Genomic DNA, 16,897 nt, shown 5'->3' with positions numbered 1-16,897 from the left:
AGAATTGCCGTTTACAGAAGCGAAACTGCTTCCGTTGGCTTACTCCTGCAATGGCTCATCGACAAACGACCGTTTGAATCGACCAACAGCAATTTCGTTTGAGCCAACGGTTGATTTGTTCATTCAAAACCTTATACATTTGGGTAACTGACGGCCAATGCTTCACACTACGTATTCCTGTATGATTGTCGATGACAACGAAATCGACCGGTTGACGGCCCTGGCGCACGCACGTCAGTATCCAATGCTCGACCTAGTAGGCGTGTTCGAATCGGCTACGGAAGCGTTCCCTTTTCTGCAAAACCGGCCCGTCGACGTATTGCTGCTCGATGTGGATATGCCGGGACTGAGTGGGCTGGAGTTGCGGGGCCGTCTGAGACAGATTCCGGTTTGTGTGTTTATTACGGCCTACCCCGATTTTGCCGCCGAAAGTTTTGCGGTCGATGCGTTCGATTACCTAGTGAAACCTATCCGGGCTGAACGGTTTAGCCACACGATGGCCCGCATCCAGACGTTTTTTGAACTAACTCGGAAAGCGCAACTCTTCGACTTAAGTTTAGGAGCCGATACGGTTTTTATCAAGGATGGGCATCAGCAGATCAAGCTGAATCTGCACGAGATTATCTATCTGGAGGGGTTAAAAGATTATACCCGAATCGTTACCTCGACTCAGCAGTACACCGTGCTGTCGTCTATTGGAAATCTGTTACAAAATCAACCGTTTCAGTCATTTCTACGGATCCACCGGAGTTACGCCGTTCAGCGACATTACATCGACCAAATTGATGCGCAACAAGTTCGCGCTCATCAATTTACGTTGCCGGTAGGACGCAGCTATCGTTCGTCGCTGGACGTACTAAGACAGGGTTTATAGGATTGGCAAGATGAACGACCAAACGAATAAGCAATCCTGTTCATCCAAACGTTGCGGTTCTCAGCGCGCGGTTATCGGCCGGGAACCGGCTGTAAATCCTATCTAAGAAAATATTCCGTGGCGAACCGTGTTATATTCTTTCTGCTGATGCTTTCGATACCGGCGCAGGCCCAAAGGCAAGGTCGTGCGCTGATCGACTCGCTGGTAGCCGAGCTGCCCAAAGCGGCTAACGATACCGTGAAAGGACGCCTGTACCGGGTTATTGCCGATGAGTCGTTTTTTACTAATACCGATCAGGCGCTGTATTACAGTCAGTTAGGCCTGCAACACACGACCCGTATGAACTGGAAACGGGGCATTGGCGTATTCAATTCCTACGTGGGCCGGTCTTACAGTGACAAAGGCAATTACGACTCCTGCCGCTATTATTTTCTCAAAGCAATTGCGATCTACAAAAGTCTGAACGATACTTGGAATCTGGCGAGCACGACCAATAATTTAGGCGTAGCCGAGCAAAACATTCGTTCTAACTATCCGGCCGCTACCCGTTACTACTTTGAAGGGTTGAACTATGCCGAGACTACTGGCGACAATTACCTGATTGGCCTTTGCCTGGATAATATTTCAGAGATTTACCGGATTCAGAAGAATGTCCCGAAAGGGCTGCAATTTGGGCAACGGGCGCTGGCGCTTCGGCAAAAGCAGCGTAATCCTGACATCAACGCCCGGCGCGAACTGGCCGTTGCCCTGAACAGTATGGCGGCTCTTTATAATTTGATGGGCGATTGGCCCAGGGCAAAGCAATACAGCCTGCGGGCGCTGGCTATTCATCAGCAGGTGGACAACAAAGACGGCTTGGCAAAAACCTACGGTAATTTGTCCGTTGCGACACAGGGTGATTACCGCCGTAAAATCGACTACGCGTTGAAAGCCAAACGGTTGTGGGACGAAATCAATCCACGTCATCTGGAGGCTGTCAGTAATCAGGCCAACCTGGGTATGGTCTATTTCGATTTGGCCCGTATTGATACATTGCACAAAAGCCCGATTCGGCCGACTGACCGAACCGCCCGGTTACGTTTGGCTGAAACCTATCTGACCGAAGCCATCCGACTCAGCGCGGACAAAGGTGAAGTGGGTAATCAGGCTCATTTCCGGGGGAATCTGGCCGAGCTACAGGCGTTGACGGGCAATTACAAAGGCGCTTATGAGAATTTCAGAGCGTATCAGACCGTGCAGGATTCGCTGTATTCGCAGGAGGCTAAAAACAAGATTGCCGGCCTGGAAGGAAAGCGGGAAATTCAATTGCGTGATAAGCAACTTCAAATTAATACATTAACCATTACCGGACAAAGACGCCAGCAGTTGGCGTTATTAGGCGGAGTGGGCCTATTGCTAATCGTTGGGGTTCTGCTTTACTGGCAGAGTCGAACCCGCCAACGCACCAACACGATGTTACGGCAATTGAATCAGGAACTCGATGAGGCTAATCAGGTGAAAACCCGCTTTTTTGCCATCCTGAGCCACGATCTGCGCAGTCCGGTTGCGAGCCTGATTAGCTTTCTGCATTTGCAACGGAGTAATCCCGATCTGCTGACCCCTGATCAGGCCACCCGCCATCAACAAAAAATCACCGAAGCTGCCGAAGGGCTACTCGATACCATGGAGTCGATGTTGCTGTGGAGCAAAAGTCAGATGCAACAGTTCAGGCCAACGGTGAACGTGATTTCCGTCGAAACGCTATTCGATTATCTGCAACGATTCTTTGCAGGCGTAACGGGGGTCCAGTTCAGCTTTGAGACGACCCATGAGCTGAAGGTCGTTACCGATGAAGATTACCTGCGCACCATCATGCAAAACCTCACCAGCAACGCCGTTAAGGCGTTGCGGAACAAGCCCGACGCCAAGATTCAATGGCAGGCCCGGCGTGAAGAAGGACGGATAGAGTTAATTATTCGGGATAACGGACCCGGTATGTCAAAAAAACAACTCCAGGCATTGTACAAGAGCGACGTAGCTATCAACGGAAAAACCGGACTAGGCCTGCACCTGATTCGCGATCTGGCCCAGGCTATTGACTGCCGAATCGATGTCCAGTCCGAGTCCGATCAAGGCACTGAATTCCGACTCACTTTCTCGCTTGCCTTTTAAAACGCCCGAATATTGCTTTATGTCTGGTCTTAGCATCATCTAACCGTCGCAAATTGTCATCTCACGAATCAATGTATCTTTTTCGCTGATGCAGGTGAGTTCGTGCGATAGTTTACAAACGCCTGTTCAGCATTATATTGAAGTAAAAACGTGTAGGTAGATTACTGTTTTAAAGATTCGTGCACAAGTTCACACAGGTTAGTTAGAATAAAATGCATTGGAAAAGGACGTAAACAACCAGGCTCGATCATGAATTCATACCTTTTTGATCCAAATTATTCCCGACACAAAAAGGGGCTTTTGGTAGGTCAGGATGTCTGGTCAAAAACTGTGTGAGAAACACCCCTTGAGTTGATGACCCGTCGGCGTTTTACCGGTTTGTAATGTCTGGATAAACTGGGCTTGATGAAGGCCAGGTGCTTCCCCCGTTCCAGTGTAGCCTGATCCTGGGGAATGGTTAGTTGCTCCGCTGCAAAAGTGTAGTGTTTATCCATTCGCTGATGGATGGAATGGGAAACAAAAAAGTAGATTGCCAGCAGGAAAACCGCGAGCGTCAATAGGGTGAGGCCGGTCCATTGGCCAAGTCTGCGTACGGTATTCATCGCGAGTTTTGCGTTTATCTTTGCACAAAACTGGGGGCTAATCGGCGGCTGGCAAGGTTTCGACTGTCTAAAGTGGCCAGTTCCGTGCGCAAAGCAGCACAAAATTGGATCGAAGAAACAAGGCACGAAATGCGTTATTTTCCCATCCAGATTCGAAAATCCGTGGCCCGTTCCCGGCTTACGATTACCTCGTCGGCAGGAGCGGGTTTCAACGCCAGCTTGAGCTTGTGATGGAAATAAGCATGGATTTGCTGAACGGAATGGACGCTAATGATAAACTGCCGATTGGCCCGAAAAAACAGCGCCGGATCGAGCATGCCTTCCAACTCGTCGAGCTTATAGTCCAAGGAAAATTTCTGACCTGTCAGGGTGCGCAACAGGGTAACCCGCTCTTCGTATTGAAAATAGGCAATCTCACTAACCTCAATGGGTATCCATTGCGAGAGGTGCCGGACCAGAAAGCGACGCCGGTATTCGGCCGTTCGGGTCTGCTGCCGCAATTGTTCCACCAGCGCATCAATGGCTACTACCTGAATCGGCTGGGCTTGCGAACGAAGATGAAGCTGCTCGTATTTCTCCAGGCTGGCAGACAGTTCGTTCTTTTTGATGGGTTTCAGTAAATAATCGATGCTATTGACCTTGAACGCCTTGATGGCGTATTCATCGTAGGAAGTGGTGAAAATGACCGGGGCCGTAACCGGTGTTTGCTCAAAGATCTCGAAACTCTGCCCATCGGCCAGTTCGATATCCATAAAGATCAGGTCCAGATCGGGATTCGTTTTCAGGTAGGCCACCGACGCTTCAACACTGGGGATTGTCTGAACCACCTTCACCTGCGGGGCTACTTCCGAAAGGAGTTCGGTTAACCGAAAAACCGCCAATTCTTCGTCTTCAATTAATACTACATTCATGGGATCGTAGGGTAAAGCTGGCTCGTTTATTTTGAAAAGTAAAGGAAGCGGATTGGCGCCGGTGAAGGAACAAAATGCGGTCTGAACTGACCATTAGGATGTTCAAACCAGTCTAAAATTAGTATTAAGCAACCGGAAAGTGGCGAGTCACAAACGGGAATCAAACCGGTATCAGCGGCAGGGCCACGACAAACTGCCCGGCCTCTTCCCGCACCGACGGTTTGGCCTGGCCCAGCATCTCGTATTTGGCCATGATGTTGGCCAGCCCCATGCCGTTGGAGAGGACACCCTGTTTTTTCGGTTGCAGGTTGTTACGAACGTGTAAATTCGCCAGTTCATCCGTCTGGATTTCAACCCGCAGGGGTTTACTGGTTAATACCACGTTGTGCTTGACGGCGTTCTCGATCAGCAGCTGCAGTGTCAATGGCGGGAGTTGATACCGATTGAACCGTTGATCGACCTGGATGCTTAACTCGAAGCCATTGCCGTAGCGGGTTTGGAGCAGGTGGGAATAGGAATGAATAAATTCCAGCTCCGAGGTCAGATCGGTCAGATTCTGGTCAAGTCCCGCACCGGCGGACCGGTCGCTGCCGTTGGCCCGTAGGACGTAGCGATAGACCGAACTGAGTTCTTCCGTAAACCGTTCGGCCAGCACTGGATTTTTCCGGATCAGGGCCAGCAGCGAGTTGAGGCTGTTAAACAGAAAATGGGGGTTAACCTGTTGCTTCAATACTTCCATCTGTTGCTGCAGGTGCAACTGTTTCAGGGCGTATTCCCGCTGCGTGCTCTGGCGCAACTGATTGTAGGTAAAAATCGTCTCATGGCAACCCGCGGAGATGATATTTGAGGTTATCCCGATCAGCAAAAGCCAGGGAATGATTTCGGGCGGGCAGGGATAGCCAATGCGGGCATAGATCCAGCACACCGCCAACACCAGGACAATTGTGGTGGCTACATACATCAACATGGAATATAACAAGCGCTGCCCAAACTGGTCGGTTGCGCTGAAGCGAAACCGCATGTATTTCATCCAGAGCGTCAACTGAACGAACGTGACCAGACAGCAGAGATTAATAACGAGGGTGGTGGCCGTAAACAACGAAAAGTCCTGAAAATACCGGGGCCCGAAAATGACGTAATTGCCAATGATCTGCCCTGGGTAATTGATCAGATAAATCAGAAAGTCGAAGCGGTCGAACTTAGCCCACTGTTTCACGGTCAGGAAAAAGATGTAGGATGACGAAGATAACACTTTATTGAGTAGCCGCGCTAGTCAAAAATACCGGATGATCGGTCGAATTGAACGAATCGAGTTGGCACCGGAAGCGATCAGCCCATCAGGATTATTATATATCCGATACCAGGACTCTGAACTCCGCACTAATGGTTCGGGTTCGGACGTCCCGACCCGGGCAATTACCGGTGATGAAGTAGGCCTTGCAGGTCATCGAACCCCGCGCGTAACTCACCCCATTGACCACCTCGACGGAGCCGATGGTAACGCTTCCTGCCGAAGCGATCAGGCCCGAACTCTCGCAGGTATCGTAAAAGCTTTCGAACGGAATACCGCCGTCTGTCAGGTAGACGTCGGCCTTGCCATCCAACGTACCCAATTGAGGCTTTCCCTTGGAATACGGAAACGTCCCGGTTTTCAGTGAAGAGCTGTGGATGCTGAAATTCAGGAGGTTGCCGCTGTCCAGGTTGGCCATAAATGAAATACCCATCACATCCCGAATGCCCAAATAGCCGGTACAGTCGTACGGTTGCCCATTGATGGTAAGCCGGAAATACGTGCCTTCAATGTAGATGGCTTTCAGTAACACGACCTTGCCGGTATCGCCTTTCCGGGGCGGCACGCTGGCCGGCAGGATGTTATACACCTCCACCGAAACCAGTTCCCGGCCCTGGGGAAGATTGGCGGGAGCCGTGTAGGTCGCGGTCGTACGGGATGCCCCGGGATCGACGTGCCCTTTCCCAATCACCCGCCAGTTTCGGATGTTGGCCGGATCACTCAGCGTTTTTCGCTGAGCAAGCTCTACTGTAATCTCATCCGGTGTGAGCGGGGATACCTCGCCTAAGTAATAGCCACTCAATGTCAGCTCCGCCGTCTGACCCGCAAACAGAACATCGGGCGTGGCCTCCAGAGTGTATTCGGCAAAGGCACCCCAGTCGCTGAAATGCCGGGTACGGACAGTAAGCGTTTGTGCGGTTTCGTCCAGTTCCGTGTTGAGCAGGGCTTTCCAGTAGCCATCGTTGCCCTGGTAAGCCAGAAACAGGGCCTGGGCCGATGTGCCGTCCAGACTATCCGTCTGGTATTTGTACTGGAGTTTAATCGGCTGGGCGAACGTCTGCCCTTCGGGAAGGAGCCGGAACGATTGCCCGCCAAGGAGTCCCGGTAAGGTGGGTGTCACCGGCTGCACGCTGAAAGTCGTAGCCTGGGCAACCGCTCCGGCGGGAACGATCATCGTGAGCGTGCCATCTGCCGAAGCCAGCGTGCCGCCTTCGGGGCCAATTGATTTCTGGGTCAGTTGCCCTACGGGTGTTCCGTGGGCATAAATTACGCCCGAATGCGCCGTTGGCCTGGTTTTCGTCGTATCTGACGGATTCGTACCGTCAACCGGGCTGACGACATCGGTTGGTTTCTGGCAGGCCAGCAGACCGGCAACCAAAAAGGTAATGGCATACGAAATGAATTTCATGGGTAAAACGAGGATGGAATGGTTCATTAATTGTTGTTAAAAAATAATCAGGAAATACGGATTCCGGGTCTGGTCGATTACCAGACCGTCAGGTAGCGTCGTTGCAGTTCGGCCGCAACGCCGTTCTTGATTGCCCGGCGACCCAGCCAGGTAAGCAGGGGTTGAAACAGCGCGATACCACCAGTCAGATACGTCCGGCTGATCAGCACCAGATAGCCGATTGCGTACGGATTTTTCGGCATCCCTCGCGCAGTCGTTTTTCCATCCCGGGCTAGTCCGTACGAAATCTGTAACGCTTGCTCAAAGCCCGGAAAGCCCGGTGTGAATCGGCACTGGAAGCGGCAGAATGTGCCGGATTGGTTAAAAAAGCGATGCTTACTTTGCGCCGGGGCCAGGACCGATTCGCCGGGTTGCAACCGAATCACCTGCTTTTCGAACTGAATGCTCAATTCGCCTTCCAGACAGGTAAACTCTTCCGAGAAATCGTCGTGGTAATGCATCGGATTTCCGGCTCCGGGCGAAAGTAAAACGTCAACCAGAGTGTGGCATCCACCGCTCTCGCGGCTGATTTCCAGGAAGATGGTAGCCTCTTTCAGGATGGGGTTGGTAATGGTTCGCGGGGCAATCGGTCCGGCACGGGGTGGCTTTGTCATGGTTCGATATTGTGGTTGTGAGGAGATTCAACTACTTAAATGCAGACCCGATACCGGTTTCTGTCCTTTGTCGATCATTCAAAAGTAAGGAGCGGAAAGCGCGCCCATCGGTCGGGGCTGTTCGAAGCAGCACTTGTAATGACCGAAGCAGCCAGAAAGGCAGGAGGGTCAACTCACCGCCCAATAATCCATCCGCTGTGGGCGGATCATTGGGCGGTGAATTACTTCACTAATTAACAGCGGGCTAATCAAGGTCATCTAGGGGCAATGCCTTGAGAATCCGGATGGCTGCTTCAGGCAAGGCTCAGGCTGCTCCAATACCCCGGAACGATGCTCCAGACAGGGGTGAATTTCAAAAATGGGTTGGGGATCAGAATTTTGTCGAAGAGTAAACGTCACGACGATTTATCAACAACAAAAACAACAATTCAATGAAACGCAATCGAATTCTGATCGCCACCATGCCCCTGGACGGCCACCTGAATCCCCTGACGGGTCTTGCCAAACACTTACAACAGCTCGGGTATGATGTCCGCTGGTACACTGGCGCCAGTTATGCCAGCAAAATCCGTACGCTGGGCATCCCGTTCTATCCGTTCCGGAAAGCCCGGGAAATCAATCAACTTAACCTGGACACCGAGTTTCCCCAACGGCTGCGGATGAAAGGAACAATCAAGCGCCTGCGCTTCGATCTCAACAATGTCTTTTTTCTACGGGCTCCCGAACTCGTCAGCGACGTCAAGGCCATTTACGAAGAATTTCCGTTCGACCTGCTCCTTTGCGATGCGGCTTTTACGGGCGGGCCAATTATCCAAAAGCTGCTGAACGTACCGCTGGTATCGATCGGCATTGGGCCGCTGGGTGAAAGTTCAAAAGCGTTACCACCTACCGGGTTGGGTATGGAACCTTCAAACACGGTTTTGGGACGACTGAAGCAGAATTTTCTACGTTATATGGTCACGAATTTTCTGCTCAAACCCTGTACCGACGTCTATAACAACGTGTTGCTTGAGCATGGCTTATCCCCAACCACCGATTTTGTTTTCGATGCCCTCACCCGCCAGCCGGATTTATACCTGCAAAGTGGTACCCCCGGTTTTGAATACAGCCGCCCGGACCTTAGCCCCACGATTCGCTTTGTGGGTCCTCTGCTCCCGTACCAGCAGGAAGTTCGCCATCCATTCAGGCATACGGCCAAACTTAAGCTGTATCAACGCGTCGTGCTGGTGACGCAGGGCACAGTGGAACGCGATCCGAAAAAGATCATTATTCCCACTCTGGAAGCGCTCAAAGCGGATCCCCTCACGCTGATCATTGTCACCACCGGGGGCTCGCAGACCGAAGAATTGCGACAGCGTTACCCGCAACCCAACGTGATCATTGAGGACTTCATCGACTTTAACTCGGTGATGCCGTACGCGAATGTCTACGTGACAAACGGCGGTTTTGGCGGAACGATGCTGGCCCTGCAACACGGTCTTCCGCTGGTGGCTGCAGGCATCCACGAAGGCAAAAACGAGATTACAGCGCGTGTTGGCTATTTCAAAGTGGGTATTAACCTGAAAACCGAGACGCCTACCCCCGCTCAAATCAGAAAGAGCGTCGAGCAGGTCCTTCGCGACCCGTATTACCGGATCAATGTTCGGCGACTCAGCGCGGAGTTTAAGCAGTATGACCCCAACCGGCTGTGTGAACAGTACATCGCCGAACTGCTGGATCAATCGTCCATTCCATTCGCCGAAAAGCAGCCAATCGCCTGGGTCTGAGCCGGTTTTTGATCCACTTCTTTTTCTTCTTTTCTAACAACAAATCATGATGAATACGAAAATGCATTTTCTGCTGCTGGTCGGTCTGCTTAATCTGGTGGCCTGTACCAAAAATCCGGACGTTCTTGCTCCAAATCCGGGAAAAGTCCAGGCTGGCTTTATCAAGGGCCACGTGGTCGATACGAAGGGTCGCCCGCTGGCGGGGGCTACCATCAACGCCAACAGTGCAATCTGGTACAATAAAAGCGTTGTGGGTACGACGGATGCGAACGGGAATTACAAAATCAGCCTTCCCAATGAACCCGGCATCGGTGCCTTTTACGTGCGTGGTTCAGTTAAAATGACCTTTGAAGGGAAAGTGTATAAGCTGCCGCTGTTTACCGAAGACGATGGCACCTTTACGCCCGATGAAGGAGCCGTTAAAAACTTACAGCTGAAGCTGTGGGGCGATAAAACCGGCAATTTTGGCGATGATGGGCTCTACGGCGGAACGGTACGGGTCACCAATCGAACGAGCCTCAACACGGGTGATATTGAATTCAAATTGGAACCTATCGCGCTGATTGACGGGACAAAAGGTGAAACCCTCACCTTCCACACCGATTATTATTCGGCCCAGGGCGTACCGATTGGAAAGTATCGGGTCTCGGCCCGGCAGATTTCCACCAACCAGCCTTTGTACGTCCGTATTCTGTACTCGAATCAGGAATTTGCCGGGTCGGTTACGACGGTTTTTAAATCGAGTTACTACATCGAAGATATCTACGAAATGGAGATTGAAGTGACCGACTAAGGTCGACGGCCAGGAAGGCTGGGAACTAATCCAGGCTGAAATACCTGATATTGTTCTGACGGATGTAATGATGCCCCGCCTGGATGGGATTGAATTGAATTATGCCGACTGGTCAAAAACCACAAAGACACCGCTCATATCGCCGTCGTGATGTTGACAGCTAAGACTGCTCAGCCCAGCCGGATCGAAAGGCTCCAGCTCGGTGACGACGAATACCTAGCTAAGCTCTTTAACATGGCTGAACTGCATTTGCGGCTTCAAAACTTAATTACCAGGCAGCAGAAGTTAGGTGATTATTATAGGTGGCAATTTTTGCTGCCCGGCCTATTCGATGTTGAAGGTACGTTGACGGCTGAAGTATCGGCGCCCATCCCAGAGGTTAGCAACGATCCGTTCCTGGTTCGGATTTATACGCTGCTGGATCAGCATCTGGATGATTCCTCAATCGGAGTATACTGGCTGGCCGACCAACTCGCGATGGACCGAAAGACGCTGTACCGCAAGATTCAGAGTATGATCCAACTGGCACCCGGCGATTTTATCCGGCGGTATCGAATTCGGAAAGCTGCCGAGCTGTTGCAAGCTGGTCACAATGTGGCCGAAACGGCAGATCTGGCTGGATTCAGCAAGCCCTCTCATTTTACAACGGTTTTAAGTAGATTTACCAGCAAACCCCAACCGAATTTGTAGCCCGCTTCGCGAAAAGTAAATTGCTTTTGCCTTTTCCAGGTAAAATGCCCCCAAATTGACGATATCTGCCCCGAATCGAACAGCCTGAACGTGTTTAAAATGGCAATTTTGGCCCCTCAAAACACGAGATCATGGACGTTTCATCGAAGTATTTTACCCTGCTCAGAACCCCGAAGCCGGATGTGATCAGGCACATCTGGCGATTTCTCCTGGACATTCACCGGGTCGGTAAATTAAGGGAACTGATTTCTTTTATTCTTTGGGAAATCAGTCATCGGCTTTATGTTTACCAGGCTAGTAATCAGTACCTCCAGTTTACTGACTATGCCTGTTTATCCATCACAAATGAAGCTGACAACCAAACCGATTCCTTCACCAGCCCATTTTTAAGGGAAAACGGTTTATGTTTCCGGGCAGTTGCCATCGACTGGAAATTTTGTCTTCAAACCACCGATGGTTTATGGTTAGGAAGCCGCTATTCGCATCGAAATGCGTTGTATTGCAGCGATGACCAAAGTCAATCGGCAAGCCTCGTGTACGAATTTTCGCATCCGGTTACCTCGCTTTTTATCAATCGGCAAAACGTACTATTCGTCTGCTCAAGTGGTGTCGTTTTCCGAAGCGTTGACCAGGGGGCAAGCTTTAAGCCGGTGTTACGGCTTTCTTCCGTTATCAGTTATTTTTTATTCAATAATGGAATGACCGAACTGCCGGACGGATCGCTGATGATTGGCGAATACGGCTCGATCTGGCAGGGAAGTAATTGGCAGAACCTTGCCTTTCTTTATTCGTCAACCGATGGCGGAGCTACCTGGGAAAGTTCGGATTTCCTGATTCGGCAGGGTGTCAATAAACACATCCATCTGGTGAAGTACTCCGCCCAATTAAATGCGGTTTTGTTAACCGATGGTGATAATAAAAAGCAATTATGGGTGAATTCACCTTTCGCGGACATCAAAGCAAGTAGCGATCAAAAAACGAATTGGCGTTTACTGACAAAATACCATCATCAGACAGGTGGTTATACGTCCATGGCGGAAACAAACAGGGGCGTGTTATTCGGTAGCGACTATTTGGGGGGTACCAATTTTATCGTTAAAACAGCCGATGCCAAGCAATTTCAAAAGCTGGTTATACCCGATCCCTACCGCCGTAGTCCCGTTATGAATATGGTCACCCGGCAATCTTTTTCCGGAACGGAGATTTGGGCGGCATCGTATAGTTGCCTATCAGAAAATGCCAGAAGCCTGATCATGTGCACGAAAGACAACGAGAAGACGTGGACCCGAGTGCTGGATTTTGATGGTACCAAAAATGAAGTTCGTCTGGTAAACTTATCTCAGAATCAGTCCGATGCTCTTTTCATTTCAGTGACGGAGTTCAGGGGGGACGAAGACAAACACCGGCATCGGGTTTACAGGTTAGAAGGACTCACCTGATTATTCTATTACGGCATTAATGATTCGGCTGTTTTTAGGTAAGCTTTCCACCCTTGTATGTGATGCAAAAAGATCAATTCTGAATGCTGTCTATCCCACAACAAAGACATTGAATCAATATGTTATCGTCCACCATCTACCATCGTTCCGCCCAGAGCACCTTTAACAAACTCATCAATACTCAGATTGAGAGCCTGACCATCAAGTATAGCTTCGTGGCACTACTTTTATTGCTCACCTTTCCTTATCTTGATTTTGCCCATGTCCCAACCGCAGGCATCGATAACTCATGGCGAATTGCGCTGGAACTGATCCACCAGAAAAAACTCACCTGGGGGCGGGATATCATTTTTACCTACGGCCCTTTGGGCCGGTGGCTTCAGCGGTATGTCATCGTCACACACCCGATCGAACTTTTGTTGGTAGATACCTTTTTTGCCCTTAATGTCGCTTGCCTCTTGTACAGCTTTCTTCCTAATCCCCTCAAAGCTTGGCATTTGTGCGCTTATTTTCCGATCTGGGCCATTGTCAACAGCATGTGGGGCGAATGGATTCACTTTACCTGGTTTTACATCGTCGTCTATTGGGGAATCCGCTCAATCTTTCATCCTTCCGCCAACATTGGTCTACTTTGTTGTCTGACAATTGTTTGTGCCATCAACTTTTTCATGAAGGTTAATTTTGGACTTATTGCCATCGGCTTCATGGTTTCATTGTTATACTATCTCTACCTGAACAAAAGGATAAACCTGATTCAATTTTTGACAATTTTTGGTCTTTTAGGCTTGCTACTGGTTTTAGGAGCATATTTGCTTCAAACTGATTTGATCGAGTATATTGTTTCCAGTTTCTACGTGGTCAATGGCTATAATGAATCACAAGCGATATTTCCTGAGCACAAGTTACGTCTGGCTGCATTTTCATACGGATTGTATTCTTTGCAATTCATAGCAGCGATATCGTACCTGATTAAACATGTTTCATTGACAAATAGACCAAAAAAAGAACAATTCAATACGCTATTTGCCCTTTTCTGGACACTAATATTGTCATTCATTGTGCTAAAATATGCTTTTACGAGAGCGGATGAAGGACATATGACCGCTTTTATCAAACAGTCCAGTCTACTAATAGTGATAATCGTGGTCTGTGTTCAGGAGGAATGGGTTCGAAAAACATTCTTCATGTATCTCCTTTTAAATTGTATTTTCTATCAACTGTTTTTCGTACCCATTTTCGGGGATATACCGGTAAATTATGCAACGATCTTCTCCCAGAAGCTACAATTCGTGACTCATTATTTTAAAAGGGCGGCTTCGGAAAAATACCCCGATCCGCAACCAACCATACCTTTTTCGATCCGGCAAAGAATCGGCAATCAAACGACGGATGTGATTCCCACGGATGTATCAGAAGTTTATTTTAACGGATTGGTATATAATCCTCGCCCAACTCTACGATCCTATCAAGCTTATAATGAATACTTAGATCGTAAAAACCGGGAAAAATACCTGTCAAAGACGGCTCCAGACTGGATTATTTATAACTATGAATCGATTGATGGAAAATACCCGCTGGCCGATGAAACACAAACGATGCTGGCTATTTTGCAACGGTATCATGTTGCTGCTCAGACATCCCAAAAGTTGTTTTTAAAAAAGAATCGGGAAACGAAACAGTTAGCACTCATACGGCAGACAACCGTTCAGATTCAGTTGGGTGAGAAGCTTTCACTGCCAGACACGGACTCCGTATTGCATGTTCTTTTTGCAAAGACTCGGTATACTTTTTTCGGTAACATTTTAAATGTATGTTTTCAACCACCGCAGCTTTTAATGACACTTCATACTGAAAACAATTCCTCATTAAGCTATCGGGCAGTACCTGCGCTACTGGAGAAAGGGATTTTAGTCAATTCCCGAGTCGATAACTTAGCAGACGCCCAAGAGTTTCTGACTTCACAACATGTCAGAAATAAACGGATGACACACATTACTATTCACCAAAAAGCACGTTGGCTAGCGGGTTTCGATCCCTCTATTGAAGTGATAATTCATTCGTATTTGCTAAAATAAACAGACAGTTTTAGGCTCTAATCCAATTAAACCTTAAGATGACACCCCAGGTAATTTTCAATAGTGTATAAGAAAAAGGGTTCCATATCGGCTGCTTTTCAAGAATAATTAATGTTTCCTGTTCATAATTCTGCAACAGAATGTTGCAGAATTATGAACAGGGTTCCCTGCGCAACCTTATAATGTATATTAACCTGAGAATACCTAACTGGGGCATGATCATTTCCCGGCTGTTGCCATCAAGATACAACTTCTTGGCAGCAGAGGCCTTCACCTCCGCCGTTTTGCTGAGTCTCTTCCTGAAATGCTTTTATCCAGTTTGCTGTTGTTGTTTTCGTCTATAAAAAAATTGATGGCCCTAAACGGCCTGATGTCAACTGTCAGCGTGTAACTTTGTGCGTACGTTGATCCGCAAGTACTATACTCACAAAAGCAGCTACAAAGGCAAAACTGGATTTCATGGCAATAATTGGGATTTAAGTTATTAGATTGAATTAGGCCAATTGATTAGAGGCTACGCCAACTGGAAATACCGGATCAGGTAAAAGATCGCCCATCCGGCAAAACTGATGAGCAGAATCCAAATCCAGGCAGGGATACTCTGGGGTGTTTCACTGCCAGTAATCAAAAATTTGTGTTGGTCCCCTTTGCCATAAGCATTAATCATCAGCGGGACGACTCCATCCACCACCGCATGTTCGTCAATACCTTCTAACACAATCGCCGGACCGTTCCGGACTTCAAAAGGAATCAGTCGTATGCCTTCCTTGCCAGATGGGTCTTTGCTGATGATCTTCAGGGTGTGCTTGCCGTCGATGAGCTTTCGGGTGTCCAGCTCGAAGCGCACTGGTGTGTCTAGTACGGCCACCGGCTGAGGGCCGTCGTCGATGAAGACGTATACGGTGCTCTTATCCTGCATCGGTCGAAAGGGTTAGAATGCGTCTTTTAATATGATTATCAGCCTTTTCTGCGGGATAAAGCAGCCATTTTATCGAGAAGAAAAGGGTCAGCAGGACGATCAACATCATAACGCCAATGATGACATAATCCCATTGGCTTTCGGGTCCGGTGCCATGTGTAATTCTACCAAGCACCTTGGATTGGTTTTCGTCACAAATCGGGCAGGCTAGACCAGGGAGCGCAACGATTAGTGTGATCAGGAGGATACCGTATTTTTTCATGATTTCGCTATTCGTTATCCTGTACAAGTCGAACTTGATTCAGAGCAAGTTACTGAGTTGAATCTCCCTTGATAGCCTCCATCAGTCTGGTTACTTCGGCGGCTGTCACTTTGGTGGTATTGTTTCCCCAACTGGTTCGCTCGTGATTTATAATTGCCTGTATTTCTTCCGGTTTCAGATTGGCATTGGTGCCCACAGCGGGCATAACGCCAAATTCCGGCCTGGCGTCATACCCCTTCAGAATGATAGCCAGCATCATTTTTGGATTGGGGTCAAGGACAATCCGGCTGCCTTTCAACGGCGGGAATGCTCCTTTTAACCCCTCTCCATTTTCCTGATGGCAGGCCTGGCAGTGAGTAGCATATAGTGCCTGACCATTGGGCAAAGTACTTTGACCTGTAGCCGAGCCCGTTTGCGCGGCTGATTGTTTTTCGTACAGAAACGCCGGAACGTCCGACGGATTGGGCAGCTTTGCCTGTTTCAGCGATTGCAGGTAAGCGACCAGTTGCAGCGCTTCCGGCTTAGCTACGACCACGCCTTTACTCCTCTTGAATGAGTCGGGTATACTGACGACGGTTTCACCAGCAGCGGCTTCCGGTTTGGTGTCAAACAGCCACCGATAGGCTGGCATAACCGATTCCTTAACCACAATCCTGGGGTTGAATAAATGGACCAGATTCCATTCCTTACTGGGTTGGCGAGTGCCCACGGAGGTCAAATCGGGGCCGGTTCGTTCGGTGCCCATAAGGGTGGCGGTATTGCGCCAGAAATCCGTTCGCTCCATCTGGGCATAGTCAGCAGGCAACCCCGGTCGTTCACCCCAAACCTGGTCCATCGCTACATTGCGGACCTGCTGGGTATGGCAGGCTACGCAGCCATTGGCAATAAACAACGCCTTACCCTTTTGAGCTTCTTCGCTAAGCTGGACGCTTCCCGGCAACGGTGCATTGTTCCGTTGATTCGTCATGGCGGGCATAATGGCGACAAAAGCCGTTAAGACTAGAAACAGGCCTAAAGCGATGCCAAATAATTTGGTAGGATTATCGAAGAAGTACATACGTTT

Annotated in this window: 15 protein-coding genes; 7 read left to right on the top strand and 8 right to left on the bottom strand. The window is 49.2% G+C overall.

The features are described 5' to 3' along the window. Nucleotides 1-157 precede the first annotated feature (157 nt). Both GJJ30_RS02990 and GJJ30_RS02985 read left to right on the top strand, forming a co-directional pair. Nucleotides 158-874 carry a LytR/AlgR family response regulator transcription factor gene (locus tag GJJ30_RS02990; RefSeq protein ID WP_154172980.1) on the top strand — a complete coding sequence of 239 codons (717 nt, stop codon included), beginning with the start codon at nt 158-160 and terminating at the stop codon, nt 872-874. A 147-nt stretch (nt 875-1,021) separates the two neighbouring features. Then, nucleotides 1,022-3,025, top strand: a complete 2,004-nt coding sequence (locus tag GJJ30_RS02985; protein ID WP_154172978.1) for a sensor histidine kinase — start codon at nt 1,022-1,024, stop codon at nt 3,023-3,025. A 308-nt stretch (nt 3,026-3,333) separates the two neighbouring features. On the opposite strand, the gene GJJ30_RS02980 is transcribed toward GJJ30_RS02985, so the two are convergent. The 5 genes from GJJ30_RS02980 to GJJ30_RS02960 form a co-directional block, all read right to left on the bottom strand. Further along, nucleotides 3,334-3,627 carry a hypothetical protein gene (locus GJJ30_RS02980; protein ID WP_154172976.1) on the bottom strand — a complete coding sequence of 98 codons (294 nt, stop codon included), beginning with the start codon at nt 3,625-3,627 and terminating at the stop codon, nt 3,334-3,336. A gap of 134 nt (nt 3,628-3,761) precedes the next feature. Next, complete coding sequence (locus tag GJJ30_RS02975) at nt 3,762-4,538, bottom strand: LytR/AlgR family response regulator transcription factor (protein ID WP_154172974.1); 777 nt, start codon at nt 4,536-4,538, stop codon at nt 3,762-3,764. A gap of 160 nt (nt 4,539-4,698) precedes the next feature. Next, entirely contained in the window at nt 4,699-5,754 is a 1,056-nt protein-coding gene (locus GJJ30_RS02970) for a sensor histidine kinase (protein ID WP_310588172.1), read from the bottom strand. 130 nt (nt 5,755-5,884) lie between these two features. Then, on the bottom strand, nt 5,885-7,237 hold the full coding sequence (locus tag GJJ30_RS02965) for a hypothetical protein (protein WP_154172972.1): 1,353 nt from the start codon (nt 7,235-7,237) through the stop codon (nt 5,885-5,887). A gap of 77 nt (nt 7,238-7,314) precedes the next feature. Further along, nucleotides 7,315-7,890 carry a cupin domain-containing protein gene (locus tag GJJ30_RS02960; RefSeq protein ID WP_154172970.1) on the bottom strand — a complete coding sequence of 192 codons (576 nt, stop codon included), beginning with the start codon at nt 7,888-7,890 and terminating at the stop codon, nt 7,315-7,317. Nucleotides 7,891-8,321: 431 nt separating this feature from the next. On the opposite strand from GJJ30_RS02960, the gene GJJ30_RS02955 reads away from it, so the two are divergent. The 5 genes from GJJ30_RS02955 to GJJ30_RS02930 all read left to right on the top strand — a co-directional run bounded on the left by GJJ30_RS02955 (nt 8,322) and on the right by GJJ30_RS02930 (nt 14,653). Next, nucleotides 8,322-9,656, top strand: a complete 1,335-nt coding sequence (locus tag GJJ30_RS02955; RefSeq protein ID WP_154172968.1) for a glycosyltransferase — start codon at nt 8,322-8,324, stop codon at nt 9,654-9,656. Between the two features lie 46 nt (nt 9,657-9,702). After that, complete coding sequence (locus GJJ30_RS02950; RefSeq protein WP_154172966.1) at nt 9,703-10,449, top strand: carboxypeptidase-like regulatory domain-containing protein; 747 nt, start codon at nt 9,703-9,705, stop codon at nt 10,447-10,449. 150 nt (nt 10,450-10,599) lie between these two features. Next, nucleotides 10,600-11,139: a response regulator transcription factor gene (locus GJJ30_RS02940; protein ID WP_154172964.1), complete on the top strand. Its 540-nt coding sequence runs from the start codon at nt 10,600-10,602 to the stop codon at nt 11,137-11,139. Between the two features lie 131 nt (nt 11,140-11,270). Further along, nucleotides 11,271-12,578 (top strand): sialidase family protein, encoded by a 1,308-nt coding sequence (locus GJJ30_RS02935; RefSeq protein WP_154172962.1) that lies wholly within the window; start codon nt 11,271-11,273, stop codon nt 12,576-12,578. Nucleotides 12,579-12,697: 119 nt separating this feature from the next. Further along, nucleotides 12,698-14,653: a hypothetical protein gene (locus GJJ30_RS02930; protein WP_154172960.1), complete on the top strand. Its 1,956-nt coding sequence runs from the start codon at nt 12,698-12,700 to the stop codon at nt 14,651-14,653. Between the two features lie 514 nt (nt 14,654-15,167). On the opposite strand, the gene GJJ30_RS02925 is transcribed toward GJJ30_RS02930, so the two are convergent. Genes GJJ30_RS02925 through GJJ30_RS02915 form a run of 3 tightly spaced genes read right to left on the bottom strand, consistent with a single transcriptional unit; the run spans nt 15,168 to nt 16,891 of the window. Beyond that, nucleotides 15,168-15,572, bottom strand: coding sequence for a cytochrome C (locus GJJ30_RS02925; RefSeq protein ID WP_154172958.1), 405 nt, complete (start codon nt 15,570-15,572; stop codon nt 15,168-15,170). After that, nucleotides 15,562-15,834 carry a hypothetical protein gene (locus GJJ30_RS02920; RefSeq protein ID WP_154172956.1) on the bottom strand — a complete coding sequence of 91 codons (273 nt, stop codon included), beginning with the start codon at nt 15,832-15,834 and terminating at the stop codon, nt 15,562-15,564. Before GJJ30_RS02920 ends, GJJ30_RS02925 begins: the two co-directional genes overlap by 11 nt. Nucleotides 15,835-15,883: 49 nt before the next feature. Further along, nucleotides 15,884-16,891, bottom strand: a complete 1,008-nt coding sequence (locus GJJ30_RS02915) for a cbb3-type cytochrome c oxidase subunit II (RefSeq protein ID WP_154172954.1) — start codon at nt 16,889-16,891, stop codon at nt 15,884-15,886. Nucleotides 16,892-16,897: the final 6 nt, after the last annotated feature.

It is taken from the genome of Larkinella terrae (assembly GCF_009668025.1).
Lineage (GTDB): Bacteria > Bacteroidota > Bacteroidia > Cytophagales > Spirosomataceae > Larkinella > Larkinella terrae.
Note: the sequence above shows the minus strand (reverse complement) of the source record. Positions and strands in the feature narration are given on the sequence as shown.

Coding starts and splice junctions, on each gene's coding strand:
- GJJ30_RS02990 (WP_154172980.1), top strand. CDS start 158: ATGCTTCACACTACGTATTCCTGTATGATTGTCGATGACAACGAAATC.
- GJJ30_RS02985 (WP_154172978.1), top strand. CDS start 1,022: ATGCTTTCGATACCGGCGCAGGCCCAAAGGCAAGGTCGTGCGCTGATC.
- GJJ30_RS02980 (WP_154172976.1), bottom strand. CDS start 3,627: ATGAATACCGTACGCAGACTTGGCCAATGGACCGGCCTCACCCTATTG.
- GJJ30_RS02975 (WP_154172974.1), bottom strand. CDS start 4,538: ATGAATGTAGTATTAATTGAAGACGAAGAATTGGCGGTTTTTCGGTTA.
- GJJ30_RS02965 (WP_154172972.1), bottom strand. CDS start 7,237: ATGAAATTCATTTCGTATGCCATTACCTTTTTGGTTGCCGGTCTGCTG.
- GJJ30_RS02960 (WP_154172970.1), bottom strand. CDS start 7,890: ATGACAAAGCCACCCCGTGCCGGACCGATTGCCCCGCGAACCATTACC.
- GJJ30_RS02955 (WP_154172968.1), top strand. CDS start 8,322: ATGAAACGCAATCGAATTCTGATCGCCACCATGCCCCTGGACGGCCAC.
- GJJ30_RS02950 (WP_154172966.1), top strand. CDS start 9,703: ATGATGAATACGAAAATGCATTTTCTGCTGCTGGTCGGTCTGCTTAAT.
- GJJ30_RS02940 (WP_154172964.1), top strand. CDS start 10,600: ATGTTGACAGCTAAGACTGCTCAGCCCAGCCGGATCGAAAGGCTCCAG.
- GJJ30_RS02935 (WP_154172962.1), top strand. CDS start 11,271: ATGGACGTTTCATCGAAGTATTTTACCCTGCTCAGAACCCCGAAGCCG.
- GJJ30_RS02930 (WP_154172960.1), top strand. CDS start 12,698: ATGTTATCGTCCACCATCTACCATCGTTCCGCCCAGAGCACCTTTAAC.
- GJJ30_RS02925 (WP_154172958.1), bottom strand. CDS start 15,572: ATGCAGGATAAGAGCACCGTATACGTCTTCATCGACGACGGCCCTCAG.
- GJJ30_RS02920 (WP_154172956.1), bottom strand. CDS start 15,834: ATGAAAAAATACGGTATCCTCCTGATCACACTAATCGTTGCGCTCCCT.
- GJJ30_RS02915 (WP_154172954.1), bottom strand. CDS start 16,891: ATGTACTTCTTCGATAATCCTACCAAATTATTTGGCATCGCTTTAGGC.